The 12111-nt window shown below is 64.9% G+C and carries 11 protein-coding genes; 4 read left to right on the top strand and 7 right to left on the bottom strand.

Features of this window, described 5'->3' with window-relative positions; genetic code table 11:
• Positions 1–18: 18 nt before the first annotated feature.
• The 3 genes from AAG591_RS13455 to AAG591_RS13445 are packed head-to-tail and all read right to left on the bottom strand — an operon-like array spanning position 19 to position 3051.
• Positions 19–900 carry a F0F1 ATP synthase subunit gamma gene (locus tag AAG591_RS13455; RefSeq protein WP_342531901.1) on the bottom strand — a complete coding sequence of 294 codons (882 nt, stop codon included), beginning with the start codon at positions 898–900 and terminating at the stop codon, positions 19–21.
• A 24-nt stretch (positions 901–924) separates the two neighbouring features.
• Positions 925–2454 carry a F0F1 ATP synthase subunit alpha gene (gene atpA, locus AAG591_RS13450; protein WP_342531899.1) on the bottom strand — a complete coding sequence of 510 codons (1530 nt, stop codon included), beginning with the start codon at positions 2452–2454 and terminating at the stop codon, positions 925–927.
• Between the two features lie 42 nt (positions 2455–2496).
• Positions 2497–3051: a F0F1 ATP synthase subunit delta gene (locus AAG591_RS13445; RefSeq protein WP_342531898.1), complete on the bottom strand. Its 555-nt coding sequence runs from the start codon at positions 3049–3051 to the stop codon at positions 2497–2499.
• Positions 3052–3269: 218 nt separating this feature from the next.
• Between AAG591_RS13445 and AAG591_RS13440 the strand changes: the two genes are divergently transcribed.
• Positions 3270–4097 carry a TauD/TfdA dioxygenase family protein gene (locus AAG591_RS13440; RefSeq protein WP_342531897.1) on the top strand — a complete coding sequence of 276 codons (828 nt, stop codon included), beginning with the start codon at positions 3270–3272 and terminating at the stop codon, positions 4095–4097.
• 4 nt (positions 4098–4101) lie between these two features.
• Here AAG591_RS13440 and AAG591_RS13435 read toward each other — a convergent pair whose 3' ends face one another.
• Entirely contained in the window at positions 4102–5745 is a 1644-nt protein-coding gene (locus tag AAG591_RS13435) for a S1 family peptidase (RefSeq protein WP_342531896.1), read from the bottom strand.
• A gap of 101 nt (positions 5746–5846) precedes the next feature.
• On the opposite strand from AAG591_RS13435, the gene AAG591_RS13430 reads away from it, so the two are divergent.
• From AAG591_RS13430 to AAG591_RS13420, 3 genes are all read left to right on the top strand, one after another.
• Positions 5847–6314, top strand: a complete 468-nt coding sequence (locus tag AAG591_RS13430; RefSeq protein ID WP_342531895.1) for a DUF1203 domain-containing protein — start codon at positions 5847–5849, stop codon at positions 6312–6314.
• Entirely contained in the window at positions 6314–7339 is a 1026-nt protein-coding gene (locus tag AAG591_RS13425) for a bifunctional transcriptional activator/DNA repair enzyme AdaA (RefSeq protein ID WP_342531893.1), read from the top strand. Before AAG591_RS13430 ends, AAG591_RS13425 begins: the two co-directional genes overlap by 1 nt.
• A gap of 73 nt (positions 7340–7412) precedes the next feature.
• A complete protein-coding gene (locus tag AAG591_RS13420; protein WP_342531892.1) occupies positions 7413–8168 on the top strand; it encodes a siderophore-interacting protein in 756 nt (251 codons plus the stop codon).
• 70 nt (positions 8169–8238) lie between these two features.
• On the opposite strand, the gene AAG591_RS13415 is transcribed toward AAG591_RS13420, so the two are convergent.
• The 3 genes from AAG591_RS13415 to AAG591_RS13405 all read right to left on the bottom strand — a co-directional run bounded on the left by AAG591_RS13415 (position 8239) and on the right by AAG591_RS13405 (position 12106).
• On the bottom strand, positions 8239–8832 hold the full coding sequence (locus tag AAG591_RS13415; RefSeq protein ID WP_342531891.1) for a TetR-like C-terminal domain-containing protein: 594 nt from the start codon (positions 8830–8832) through the stop codon (positions 8239–8241).
• A gap of 123 nt (positions 8833–8955) precedes the next feature.
• Positions 8956–10443, bottom strand: coding sequence for a tetratricopeptide repeat protein (locus AAG591_RS13410; RefSeq protein WP_342531889.1), 1488 nt, complete (start codon positions 10441–10443; stop codon positions 8956–8958).
• Positions 10444–10534: 91 nt separating this feature from the next.
• Positions 10535–12106, bottom strand: coding sequence for a cryptochrome/photolyase family protein (locus AAG591_RS13405; RefSeq protein WP_342531888.1), 1572 nt, complete (start codon positions 12104–12106; stop codon positions 10535–10537).
• Positions 12107–12111: the final 5 nt, after the last annotated feature.

Below are 12111 nucleotides of genomic sequence, written 5' to 3'. Positions count from 1 at the left end.
TTTCCTTGGTCCGTATCCTTAGAGCGCTTCGGCGCCCGCAATGATCTCAATAAGCTCGGTCGTGATCGCGGCCTGGCGGCTGCGGTTGTATTCGATGTTCAGGTCCTTGATCAGGTCGCCTGCGTTGCGCGTCGCGTTGTCCATCGCGGTCATCGAGGCACCCTGTTCGGATGCTTCGCGTTCGAGCAGCGCACCGAACAGCTGCGTACGCACGTAGCGGGGCAGCAGGACTTCGAGGATTTCCTCTTCGCCCGGCTCGTACTCGACCAGCGCGTCGCCGCCCTTCGTCGCCGCTTCGCCTTCGCTTGCGGGGACGGGGATCAGCTGCTGCGTCGTCGGGTCCTGCGCCAGCGCCGATTTGAAGATCGGGTAGACGAGGTGCGCGACGTCGAACTTGCCCGCTTCGAACATCTCGAGCAGGTCGCTCGCGATCGCCTCGGCCTCTTCGAAACCGGGGGTGCGCACGTCCGACGTGTCGAAGTGCTTGGCGATCGCTTCGGCGTTGTTGCGCTTGATCGGCGCGCGACCCTTCTTGCCGACGAGGTAGAACTGCACGTCCTTGCCCTTGCCGCGCAGGTCGTTCGCCTTCTTCAGCGCTTCCTTGACGATGTTGGCGTTCAGACCGCCGCACAGGCCCTTGTCGGTGTTGACCACCACCAGCAGGTGGCGCTGGTCGCTACCCGTGCCGCTAAGCAGCTTGGGCGCGGAATCGCTTCCGCCGACCTTGCTTGCCAGCGACGCCATCACCGCGTTCAGCCGCTCCGCATAGGGGCGCGCGGCCTCGGCAGCTTCCTGCGCACGGCGCAGCTTTGCCGCCGCGACCATCTGCTTGGCCTTGGTGATCTTCTGCGTCGACCTGACCGACTTGATGCGGCCCTTGAGTTCCTTGAGGCTAGCCATGCTGGCTCCCTGTCTTTCTAGGGCTTACGCGAACTGCTTGGCGAAAGCGTCGAGTGCGGCCTTGGTCTTGTCCGCGGTCTCGCCTTCGAACTTCTTGCTCTCGCGGATGTCCTTCAGGATGTCCGCATGTTCGTGGCGCATGAAGCTGAGCATCTGCGTTTCGTACTCGGTCACCCGGTCTACCGCGACATCGTCGAGGTAGCCGTTGGTGCCCGCGAAGATCGACACGGTCTGCTCTTCGAACGGCATCGGGCTGAACTGCGGCTGCTTGAGCAGCTCGGTCAGGCGTGCACCGCGGTTGAGCAGCTTCTGCGTCGAAGCGTCGAGGTCCGAACCGAACTGCGCGAAGGCCGCCATCTCGCGGTACTGCGCGAGCTCGAGCTTAATCGAGCCCGAGACCTTCTTCATCGCCTTCGTCTGTGCGGCACCGCCGACGCGGCTGACCGACAGGCCGACGTTAATCGCCGGGCGCACGCCCTGATAGAACAGGTCGGTTTCGAGGAAGATCTGGCCGTCGGTGATCGAGATCACGTTGGTCGGGATGTAGGCCGACACGTCGCCCGCCTGCGTTTCGATGATCGGCAGCGCGGTCAGCGAACCGCCGCCCATCGCATCGCTCATCTTCGCGGCGCGTTCGAGCAGACGGCTGTGCAGGTAGAACACGTCGCCCGGGTAAGCTTCGCGGCCCGGAGGACGACGAAGCAGCAGCGACATCTGGCGGTAGGCGACGGCCTGCTTGGAAAGGTCGTCGTACACGATCACGGCATGCATGCCGTTGTCGCGGAAGAATTCGCCCATCGCGGCGCCGGTGTAGGGCGCGAGGTACTGCAGCGGGGCGGGCTCGGACGCGGTCGCGGCGACCACGATCGAGTATTCCATCGCGCCGTTTTCTTCGAGCTGGCGCACGATCTGCGCGACGGTCGAGCGCTTCTGACCGACCGCGACGTAGATGCAGTACAGCTTCTCGTTCTCGTTATCGCCCTTGTGCGCGTCGCGCTGGTTGATGAAGGTGTCGATTGCGACGGCGGACTTGCCGGTCTGACGGTCGCCGATGATCAGTTCGCGCTGGCCGCGGCCGACGGGGACGAGTGCGTCGATCGCCTTGAGGCCCGACTGCACCGGTTCGCTGACGCCCTGACGCGGGATGATGCCCGGAGCCTTCTGTTCGACCAGGCGGCGCTCGGTCGTGGCGATCGGGCCCTTGCCGTCGATCGGGTTGCCCAGCGCGTCGACCACGCGGCCGAGCAGCGCCTTGCCGACGGGCACGTCCACGATGGTTTCGGTCCGGCGAACGGTGTCGCCTTCCTTGATGTTGGTGTCGGAACCGAAGATCACGACGCCGACATTGTCGGCTTCGAGGTTCAGGGCCATGCCCTTCACACCGCCGTTGAATTCGACCATTTCACCGGCCTGGACCTTGTCCAGCCCGTGGATGCGGGCGATCCCGTCACCGACGGAGAGCACGGAGCCGACTTCGCTTTCCTGCGCGGAGGAATCGAAGTTGGCGATCTGGTCCTTGATGACCTTGCTGATTTCAGCGGCGCGAATATCCATTGCCTGAGCCTTTCATCGACAGCCCTCGTAAAGAGGTCGCTGTCAGCCTTTCATTGCCTGCGTAAGCGCGTTGAGACGGGTGCGGATCGATCCGTCGATCCGCTTGGAGCCGATGGTGACGATGAGGCCACCGAGCATATCGGGGTCGACGCTGCTGGTCAGCTTGACCGTGCGGCCTTCGCGCGCGGTCAGCTTCTGCTTGAGCGACGAGAGTTGATCTTCGGTCAGCGGACGTGCGCTGATCACTTCCGCGCTCACTTCGCCGCGCTGTGCGGCGGCGATGTCGCGGAAGGCGCGGATCACGCGGCCGGTTTCGGCCAGCCGGCGATTCTCCGCGAGCACGCCGAGGAAGCGGCGCGTCAGCGTGTTGAGCTCGAGAAGTTTGGCAACCTCTTCGATCGCGCTCATCTTGGCCTTGCGGCCGAGCTGCGGATTGGTGGTCAGCGAAGCGAGCTCGGGCGACTGGTCGAGAGCGGCGGCAAGCTTGTCGAGGTCGGATTCGACCGCGCTCACCACGCCATCTTCTGCCGCCAGCTCGAACAGAGCGACAGCATAACGCCCTGCTAGGCTAGCCTGAATACCGGCGGAAATCTCCACGCGAAGGGGTCCTCTTCGGGTCCGGGAAAAACGATTCGGGTCGCCTGCCGTATCGGGCCGCATCGCGGGGGATGCAAGGTGTGCCCAGGCAAGGCTGGCGCGCGCCTAGCATCGGGGTTGGCGAAGCGCAAGCCGAGGGTAGGGGATTCGTTTGCTCGCTTCGCCTGCCCGGCGTAGGCTTGCTCGGGACAACCCCGGTGAGAGGGCAGGAGAGGATCATGGAAACGACAAGGCTGGCTCCGCTTTGCGGCGTCGAAATCAGCGGTGTGCAACTGGCCGATGTGCGTGGCGAGACGCTCGACGCCATTCGGCAGGCGGTTTGGGAGCATGGCGTTGCGCTGTTCCGCAATCAGGATTTCGGACCCGAACAGCATATTGCCTTCGCAAAGGCGTGGGGCGGGATCGACCTCAACAGCTACTTCCCGCTGACCGATGCCTATCCGGAGATTGCCGTTGTCGGGAAACGCCCCGACCAGGTCACCAATATCGGCGGTGGCTGGCATACCGATCATTCGTACGATCCGGTGCCCGCGATGGGCTCTATCCTCGTCGCGCGCGAACTTCCGCCAAGTGGGGGCGATACCCTGTTCGCGCACATGGGCGCGGCGTACGATGCCTTGCCCGACGATCTGAAAGCGGAGATCGAGGGGCTGGAGGCGTTCCACACCGCCGACCACGTTTATAGCACCGAAGGCTTCTACGCGCGGACCGACATCGGCGAATCGCTGCGCGGCAAGGAGGTGACGACCGGCGCGACGCATCCGGTGGTGGTCCGCCACCCGCAGACGGGCCGCAAGCTGCTCTACGTCAACGCCGCCTTCACCACGCATATCGTCGGGCGCACGCGCGAGGAGAGCATGCCGCTGCTCCAGCAACTTTTCGCCGCCGCGCTGCTGCCGGAAAATCAGGCGCGGGTGGTGTGGCGGCCGGGCTCGGTCGCGATCTGGGATAACCGGACGACCTGGCACATGGCGATGAACGACTATCAGGGCCACGCGCGCGAGATGCACCGCATCACGCTGACCGGGGAGCCGCTGGCGGCCTAGTTCGTCAATCCGCCGGCTGGCAGGAATAGACCAGTCGCTCGTTCGGCTGCCGCGGCAGCGCGGCGAGCACGGCTTCCTGCGAACGGCCGAGTTCCGCCGCCCCGTCGGGCGCTTCGCACGAAGGTGCCTGGTAGCTGCCGCGGGCCTTGCGCGCGGCGGCAATCGCGCTGCGGGACAGCAGGTAGCGATCGGCCTGGTAGGTGCGGCTTTGCGGGTCGTAGCGGGCGACGCTAACCGCATCCTCTTCGTTGGGTACGAAGACGCGCGCCCATTGCCCGTTTGCGAAGCCATACTGCGTGCGTTCATTGACGCATCCGTCGGCCGACCAGTTCAGGTCGATGCTGCGGGTGGCATCTCCGGTAATGCGGCTGCGCGTAGGCTCCAGCGTGCAGACGAACTTGCCCGCAGCCATGGCCGAGGCGTCGTCCGCAACCTGCTCGCTCCCCGTCTCTTCACCCAGCGCGGCGGCGACCCGCCGGTCGATCGCATCGAGGCCGGGGCGTGTGAGGAACAGCGCCGCCGCCGCGACCGCGAGCACCGCGGCGAGGGCGTAGCACGCATAGGGCAACCATTCGGGCAGCGCCTTGCGCGCATCGTCGTCCCACTCATGGTCCTGCTCGACCTGCGCCTCGGTCAGCGCCTCGCCCGTTTCGAGTTCCTTCTGGCGACGCTGCGCCAGCATATAGCCGAGCACGCCGAGACCGATCGCGGCAAGCAACAGCAGCAGCGAACCGGCGATGCGGTTCTCCCGCTCTGCCTGTACCGCCAGCTCGGCCTCCAGCTGCAACCTTGCGCGCCGTTCGCTCGCCGCATTGGAGCGTGCCTGCATCTGTTCGCGCGCAGCCTCGGCGGCAGCGGCGCGGCGCTCCCGTTCGGCCTCGTCGAGCTCGGCGAGGCTGCGGCAGGGCATGTCGTTGAGCTGCGCGGAGACGCCGTTGGATCGCAGGAAGGGGATCAGCTCCTTGTTCGACACCGCGAAATAGAACTCCGCGTCGGTCCCGTCGCTTTCCGCGCCGAAGGAATTGACCCCGAGCACACGCCCGCAATTGTCGAGCAGCGGGCCGCCCGAATTGCCGCGTGCGATGGGGGCGGTGTGCAGGATCGTGTCGAACTGGCGGCTCGGCCGCTCGCCCGAGATGAAGCCGCGGCTCTTCACCGGCGGTTGAGAGCGCACGATATCCCGGATCGAAAGGCCCTGTGCCCGGTCGACGTTCATTGGATAGCCCACCGATGTCACGCTGGCGCCGCTGCCACCGGGGCTCCCCCCGGCCAGCGTGAGTGGCGGCAGGCGCAGGTTGCCCTCGATCGCCAGCAGGGCGAGGTCGGTCCCCTGATTGATCTTCACGATGCGTGCGAACGCGGGCGAATCGCCCTCGGGCGGGACGATGCCGATCACCCGGTCGCCTTCGAACTCTCCGCCGTTCAGCGCCTCCGCCACGACATGGGCATTGGTCACGATCATCTTGGACGACACCGCGAAGCCGGTCCCGTGGCTGAGGGGGTAGAGATCATCGCCCGATTTCTCGAAAATCACGATCCGCACCACGCCGCGCGCGGCGGCGTCGATATCGGCAGGCTCGGCTTGCGCGGGCGCGGTCAGCGCGAGCGGCGCCAGCAGGAGAGCGAGAAGGAGCAGGATTCGCGTCATCACCCGCCTTTTGGCGGTCCGGAGGTTTGGCCGCAAGCTTCGGGATGCGCCGCGTTCCGCATGCGTACACAGATCGGGGCCAATCAGAGGAGATTGTCCCAATGCCCTATCTCATCACCGGCCTCGATCCTGCTCCCTACAGGCCCCTTTTCGGCGCAGATGATGCGGCGCTCAGCCAGCGGCACGTCCATCGCATGATCGCCGATTCGGATGGGGGTTTCCCGTGCCGGGTGACGCTGGCGGATGCTCAGAAAGGGGCGGCGCTGCTGCTTTTGAACCACCTCTCGCGCACCGATAATGGCCCCTACCGCGCAAGCCATGCGATCTTCGTGCGCGAGGATGCGCGCGAAGCCGCGGTCTACGAAGCGCAGGTTCCGCCGCTGATGCAGCGCCGCGTACTCTCCTTGCGCGGGTTCGGCGATGACGGGCTGATGGTCGACGCGCTGCTTGCCCAGCCGGGCGAGGCAGACGCGGGATTGCGCAAGCTGCTCGATAATCCCACAATTCGCGAAGTGGACGTGCACACCGCTACGCGCGGGTGCTTCCTCGCACGGGCGCGGAGGACGTGATGGCAATCGACGACAAGCAGGCGTGGGCTGCCGTAATGCGGCGCGACCGGTCGTTCGACGGGCAGTTCGTCACCGGCGTGCTCAGCACCGGCATCTATTGCCGTCCTTCGTGCGCAGCGCGGCATCCGGCGCGCACCAATGTGCGCTTCTTCGCCGATGGAGAGCAGGCCCGTGCGGCGGGTCTGCGCGCCTGCAAGCGATGCCTGCCCGACGATGTTGCGCGCGACGAAGCAGCGGTGCGTGCCGCGATCGACGCGATCCGCAGCGGGGAGAGCCCGACGCTCGACGAACTTGGCGCGATCACCGGCTATTCGCCCACGCATATCCAGAGGGTGTTCAAGCGTGCCACGGGCCTCTCGCCCGCAGCCTACGCGCGCGCATTGAGAGAAGAACGCGCGCGCGATGCGCTGAGCGGGTCGGAGCGCGTCACCGATGCGATCTACGATGCGGGATACGAAGCACCCAGCCGCTTCTACGCCGCGATGGAAGGGAAGATGGGAATGAGCCCGAGCGCATGGAAGAACGGCGGACGCGGAGTGACGATCCGCTGGGCGGTGGTCGAGACCACGCTGGGCGCAATGCTGGTCGCGGCGAGCGACAAGGGCGTGTGCCGCCTCTCCTTCAACGAGGGTGAGGTACAGCTGCGCGCGCGGTTCCCGAATGCGGAACTGGCGCAGGGCGGGGCGGATTTCGCCGCGCTGCTCCAGCAGGTAATCGACGCGGTCGAGGCCCCGGGCACCGGTGCGGCCATCCCGTTGGATGTCGCGGGCACCGCATTCCAGGAAGCCTGCTGGAAGGCGCTGCGCGACATCCCTCCCGGCGAAACGCGCAGCTATAGCGAGATCGCGGCGGCGGCGGGCAACCCGCGGGCGGTGCGCGCTGCAGGCAGTGCCAATGGCGCCAACAATGTCGCGGTGCTGATTCCGTGTCATCGCGTGATCCGCAGCGACGGCGCGATCGGCGGCTACGCCTACGGCACGCAGATCAAGGAAGAACTTCTGCGCCGTGAGGGGAAATCTGGCTGATCCCGCCCGAGGTGAAAGCCCAATGATCGCTGTGAATATTGCATTTGCGATGCATTCGCATTAAATGCGATGCATGAAATCCAGACCCTCTCCCCGTAACCTCACCGTTCTGGCCCGCAAGCGCCTAACCCCTTCCATGCAGCGTGTCACCCTGGGCGGCCCCGGCCTCTCCGATTTTCCTGCCGACCAGGTTGGCGGATACCTCAAACTGTTTCTCGGCGAAGACGCGAACGGCAAGCCGATCGTGCGCACCTATACCATCCGCCACCAGCGCGACGGCGAGCTCGATATAGACTTCGCTCTCCATGGCGGCGCGGCCGCCGGTCCGGCGACAGAGTGGTCGCTTTCAGCAGAGCCAGGCAGTTCGATTCCTGTTGGAGGCCCCGGCCCGGCCAAACCGCTTCCTCCCGGTCACGATTTCTACCTCGTCGCAGGTGACATGACCGCGCTACCTGCAATCGGCGTCAACCTGGCCGCGCTCGCCAGCGACGCCGCGGGAATCGCGGTCATCGAAATACAGAACGAAGCCGACAAGGCCCGGCTGGACAAGCCGGATGGGATCGAGATCCGCTGGCTCGTCAATCCGGAACCCGGCAAGCGGCCCGATCTGCTGGTCAATGCTCTGCGAGATCTGGACGTGCCCATCGGCAGGATCGCAGGTTGGGCCGCTTGCGAATTCTCCTCGATGCGCGAATTGCGCAGCTTCTTTCGCAACGAGCTGCGCCTGAGCGGACCGTCGCTCTACATCTCCAGCTACTGGAAGCACGGGCTGGTCGAAGACGAGCACAAGCTGGTGAAGCGCGAGGATGCGCAAGCGCAGCCAGCCTAGTCAATTTCCGGTTTGCGTTCGCTGAGGGCGGCCTTTTGCCGCCAAAGCAGCATTCCGAAGCGAAACGCCGCTATCGCCGGAAGATGGTTCTCGCAGCGAGATCGAAGCAGCGCGCCAGATCGTCTTCCGGCGGCAGGTCGTTCCCGAACAGCAGCGGCGAATAGATCGGCGAATAGATCAGTGCCAGCGCGGCGCGCGTATCCACCCCGACCCGCAATTCGTCATCCTGCGCGGCGCGCGCCATCCGGTTTCTCGCCCAGTTGCGCCGGGGATCGAGCCAGCGCTTACGAACCGCGACGGCGACCGGAGGGCTGGTGCGCCCCTGCGCGAGCAATTGCGTGAAGGCCTTGCCCATCGGGCCGCGCAACTGGCTGGCGAGACCATGGGTCTGGATGCGGAAATCGGTTTGCGCGCACTCGCTGTCCTGCAGGTCGAGCAGTGCGAAGAAGGTGTCCACTGCCAGTTCGCCCGCCGTGTCCCACCAGCGGTGCAATTCGGTCTCGTCGGCGCCTGCAACTTGCGCAACCCGGGCGAAGGTGAAATCGGCATATGCGGTGCCGGTCAGCACCGCATAGGCGGCGTGCAGCACCGCCTCGCGAGAAATGACCGGGCGCGCATCGCGCAGGGGCTTGAAGAAAGTCATCTTGGGCACGGGCTCGGACATTACATCAGCGTGCTACTGCCATGTGCGCGAGCGGACAAGCCGCGCTGCGACCCCGCAGCGCGTGCGGGAGACCCGCCCCGGGCCCGAAGGCTATCGACGCGATGCGGGCCCGCCTTGGGCGCGCTATTCTTCGCGCTCACCCCCGACGTCCGGCATTTCGTCTTCGTCGTCCTGCTTGCTCAGCTCGGTCTGGGCACGTTCCAGATCGCCTTCGTCGATGGCGGCGATGGCGGCCAGCGCATGTTCGGCGGCCTTCGAACGGTGGACGCTATATGCCACCGGGCGCAGCAAAGCGCGCGCTTCCGCCCCCTTGTCCTCGGTCAGCAGCATGCTCGCGGTTTCCATCCGCAAGCCCGGATCCTGCGGGGCGAGCTTGTACGCCTGCACCAGATAGGTCTTGGCGAGAAGCGGAGCGGGCTCATTACCGCCCATGTAAGTCTTGTAGTAAAGGCGCATCAGGGACGGGGAATCGGGTTGCTCGATCAGGCCTTCATCGATCACCGCGCGCTGGGCGTCGGCATCCTCGCCCAGTTCTTTCATGGCCTCGGCCTTGTAGTAGTACGCGCCTTCCGTCTTGGGATTCGCTGCGATAGCGCGGTTCGCCGCTTCGAGAGCGACATCGAAGTGCTTCGCATCGAACGCCGCCTCCGCCAGCATCCGCTGCGCACCGGCGTCGTTGGGGTAGGGCGCGGCGTCGGCCACCGCCTTGGTGTAGAGCGTGGCGGCTTTTTCTTCGTCGACACCGGCTTGCGAATGGATCGCGTCGAGTATGGTCGCAGCTTCGCCGGCGGACAGCTTCGTGACTTCGATCGGGCCAACGGTGATCTGGTCCGCAGGCACGACCACGCCGGGCAGGCTGGCCGAGCGGCGATACCGCTGCAGGTCGCTGCCGAGTTTCTTGAGATCGCCGAATGCGGTTTCGGCCGCCTCGGGGGCCGACTGCCCCTTGTTCAGAGCGACGAGATAATCGATCATTTGCCCCTGCCGCTTGTTGTCGAAGGTCAGCATGTGGGTCAGCAGCCAGCCGATCGAGTAATAGTTCGTCTCGCCGGTGCCGGCGGTCGACTTGTTCAGCATCGTCCGCATGTCGCCGCTGTCCATGTCGGCCAGCATGTACTCAGCATATTCGAGTTCGCGCCCGAAGACGACTGCACCGTCGGACTTGAATTCCGCCGTCGACTGCGCCTGCGCCATTCCCTCGTTCAGCCAGCCCGGGACCGACAGGCCCGCCCATGCAAGCGCGAGCTGATGGTGGGTGTATTCGTGGAACAGCGTGGAATCGTCCCCGTCGCTCGGCATGAAGATCAGCGTGCCGGTCGCGCGGGGGTAAGTAATCCCGCCGACCCTGCGGGGGAAGATCGCGTAGAACTCGCCGGTGGGCACCAGGAACACAGTGACCCGCCTCGATGCAGGGGTGGCATCCTTCGGCAAATTGCGGAGCGTGCGGGCAGCGCTGTCGTAGCGTTCGAGCTTTTCCGCATATTCGCTCAGCGCATCCGCATCTTCGTCGGCATAGACGACGAAGTGGCTGCTGACGGCTTTGTGCCATTCGGCATGCGCCACCGTCGGCAGCGATAGCAGGCCAAGCACCAGCAAAATCTTGCGGATCATGTATATTCCCCCCTGTCTGATTTGTGGGCCTATACAAAGCTATAAGGATCGATGTCGAGACCCCTCCCCAGGCCAGGCGAGGATGCTGGCGCTAGGGCTTGCGCGCCCAGCCTTTGTTTGCAGCCTCCAGCGCCTCGAGGAAGGCTTCCGCGGTTTCCAGATAGGCGGCCTGCTTCTCCTCGCCCATCCGGTCCCAGTTGGAATAGATCCGTCCGATGCGGTGATTGGCCTCCAGCGTATCGCGGTGGCGGTCCATGAAGTGCCAGTAAAGCGCATTGAACGGGCACGCGCCTTCGCCGGTCTTCTTGCTGACTGAATAGGCGCAATCCGAGCAGTAATTGCTCATCTTGTTGATGTAGTTGCCCGACGCGGCGTAGGGCTTGCTCGCCAGTTCCCCGCCATCGGCGTAGAGCACCATCGCCGCCACATTGGGTAACTCGACCCATTCATAGGCGTCGGCGTACACCACCAGATACCAGTCCTGCACTTCGCGAGGGGAAATCCCCGCGATCAGACAGAAATTTCCGAGCACCATCAGCCGCTGGATATGGTGCGCATGGGCGTTGTCGCGGGTGGAGCGGATGCAGTCGGCAAGGCAGCGCATGTCCGTCTCGCCGGTCCAGAAAAATTCTGGCAATCCGCGCTGGGCGTTCAGCGCATTCGCGCGTCGCAGGTGCGGCATCTGCAGCCAGTAGAAGCCGCGAACATATTCGCGCCAGCCAATGATCTGGCGGATGAACCCCTCGACGCTGTTGAGTGGCGCCTTGCCATCCTTGTACGCCTGCTCTGCACGCTGGCACAGCTCCAGCGGATCGAGCAGTCCTAGGTTGATGCTGGTCGAGAGCATCGAGTGAAACAGGTCGTCCTGCCCGTGGACCATCGCGTCCTGATAGGGGCCGAAGCATTCGAGCCGCTCTGCAAAGAACGCGTCGGCGGCCTTTTCGGCCTGATCGCGCGTTACCGGCCAGCGAAAGCTGTCGAGACTGCCGAAATGGTCCGCGAACTTTTCTTCGACCAGGTCGATGCATTCCTGCGTGATGGCGTCCGGCTCGAACAGCGGGCGTTGCGGCGCCGCCAACCCTTCCTTGGGCGGCTTGCGGTTTTCGCTGTCGTAATTCCACTCGCCGCCCGCAGGCTTGTCGCCATCCATGAGCAGCCCGGTCTTCCTGCGCATTTCGCGGTAGAAGAACTCCATCCGCAGGCTGTCGCGATCCTCGGCCCATTCGCGGAATTCGGCGATCGAGCTGACGAAGCGATCGTCCGGCAGGATTTCGACGTTGCAGTCGAACTTGTCGGGCCATTCCTCAATTGATTGCTGCACGCGCCATTCGCCCGCCTCGACGATATGCACCGCGCGCGGATTGTGGCGTTCGATCGCCCGAGCGACTTCGCCGGTGAAGCTGCCCGCATTGTCCGGATCGGTCAGCTGCACATAATCGACCGTCCACCCGGCTTGGCGCAGCTCTGCGGCGAAGTGTCGCATCGCGGAGAAGATCAGCACGATCTTCTGCTTGTGGTGCTTCACGTAGGTCGCCTCGTCCCACACCTCCATCATCAGAATGACGGTATCGTCCTTCGCGCGGCCTCGCAGCGAGGCGAGATCGCGGGTCAGCTGGTCGCCGAGGATGGGGACAAGAATGGGGCCGGTTGTCTGTTCTGCCATGGCCC

The sequence above is a fragment of the Citromicrobium bathyomarinum genome (genome assembly GCF_038594485.1).
Taxonomy (GTDB): domain Bacteria; phylum Pseudomonadota; class Alphaproteobacteria; order Sphingomonadales; family Sphingomonadaceae; genus Alteriqipengyuania; species Alteriqipengyuania bathyomarina_A.
The sequence above is the reverse complement of the archived record's forward strand: the minus strand, read 5'-3'. Positions and strand labels throughout refer to the sequence as shown.

Bases quoted from the DNA above. Each gene is read 5' to 3' on its own strand.
- AAG591_RS13405 (WP_342531888.1), bottom strand. From the start codon at position 12,106: ATGGCAGAACAGACAACCGGCCCCATTCTTGTCCCCATCCTCGGCGAC.
- atpA (WP_342531899.1), bottom strand. From the start codon at position 2,454: ATGGATATTCGCGCCGCTGAAATCAGCAAGGTCATCAAGGACCAGATC.
- AAG591_RS13420 (WP_342531892.1), top strand. From the start codon at position 7,413: ATGAAATCCAGACCCTCTCCCCGTAACCTCACCGTTCTGGCCCGCAAG.
- AAG591_RS13435 (WP_342531896.1), bottom strand. From the start codon at position 5,745: ATGACGCGAATCCTGCTCCTTCTCGCTCTCCTGCTGGCGCCGCTCGCG.
- AAG591_RS13425 (WP_342531893.1), top strand. From the start codon at position 6,314: ATGGCAATCGACGACAAGCAGGCGTGGGCTGCCGTAATGCGGCGCGAC.
- AAG591_RS13415 (WP_342531891.1), bottom strand. From the start codon at position 8,832: ATGTCCGAGCCCGTGCCCAAGATGACTTTCTTCAAGCCCCTGCGCGAT.
- AAG591_RS13410 (WP_342531889.1), bottom strand. From the start codon at position 10,443: ATGATCCGCAAGATTTTGCTGGTGCTTGGCCTGCTATCGCTGCCGACG.
- AAG591_RS13455 (WP_342531901.1), bottom strand. From the start codon at position 900: ATGGCTAGCCTCAAGGAACTCAAGGGCCGCATCAAGTCGGTCAGGTCG.
- AAG591_RS13430 (WP_342531895.1), top strand. From the start codon at position 5,847: ATGCCCTATCTCATCACCGGCCTCGATCCTGCTCCCTACAGGCCCCTT.
- AAG591_RS13440 (WP_342531897.1), top strand. From the start codon at position 3,270: ATGGAAACGACAAGGCTGGCTCCGCTTTGCGGCGTCGAAATCAGCGGT.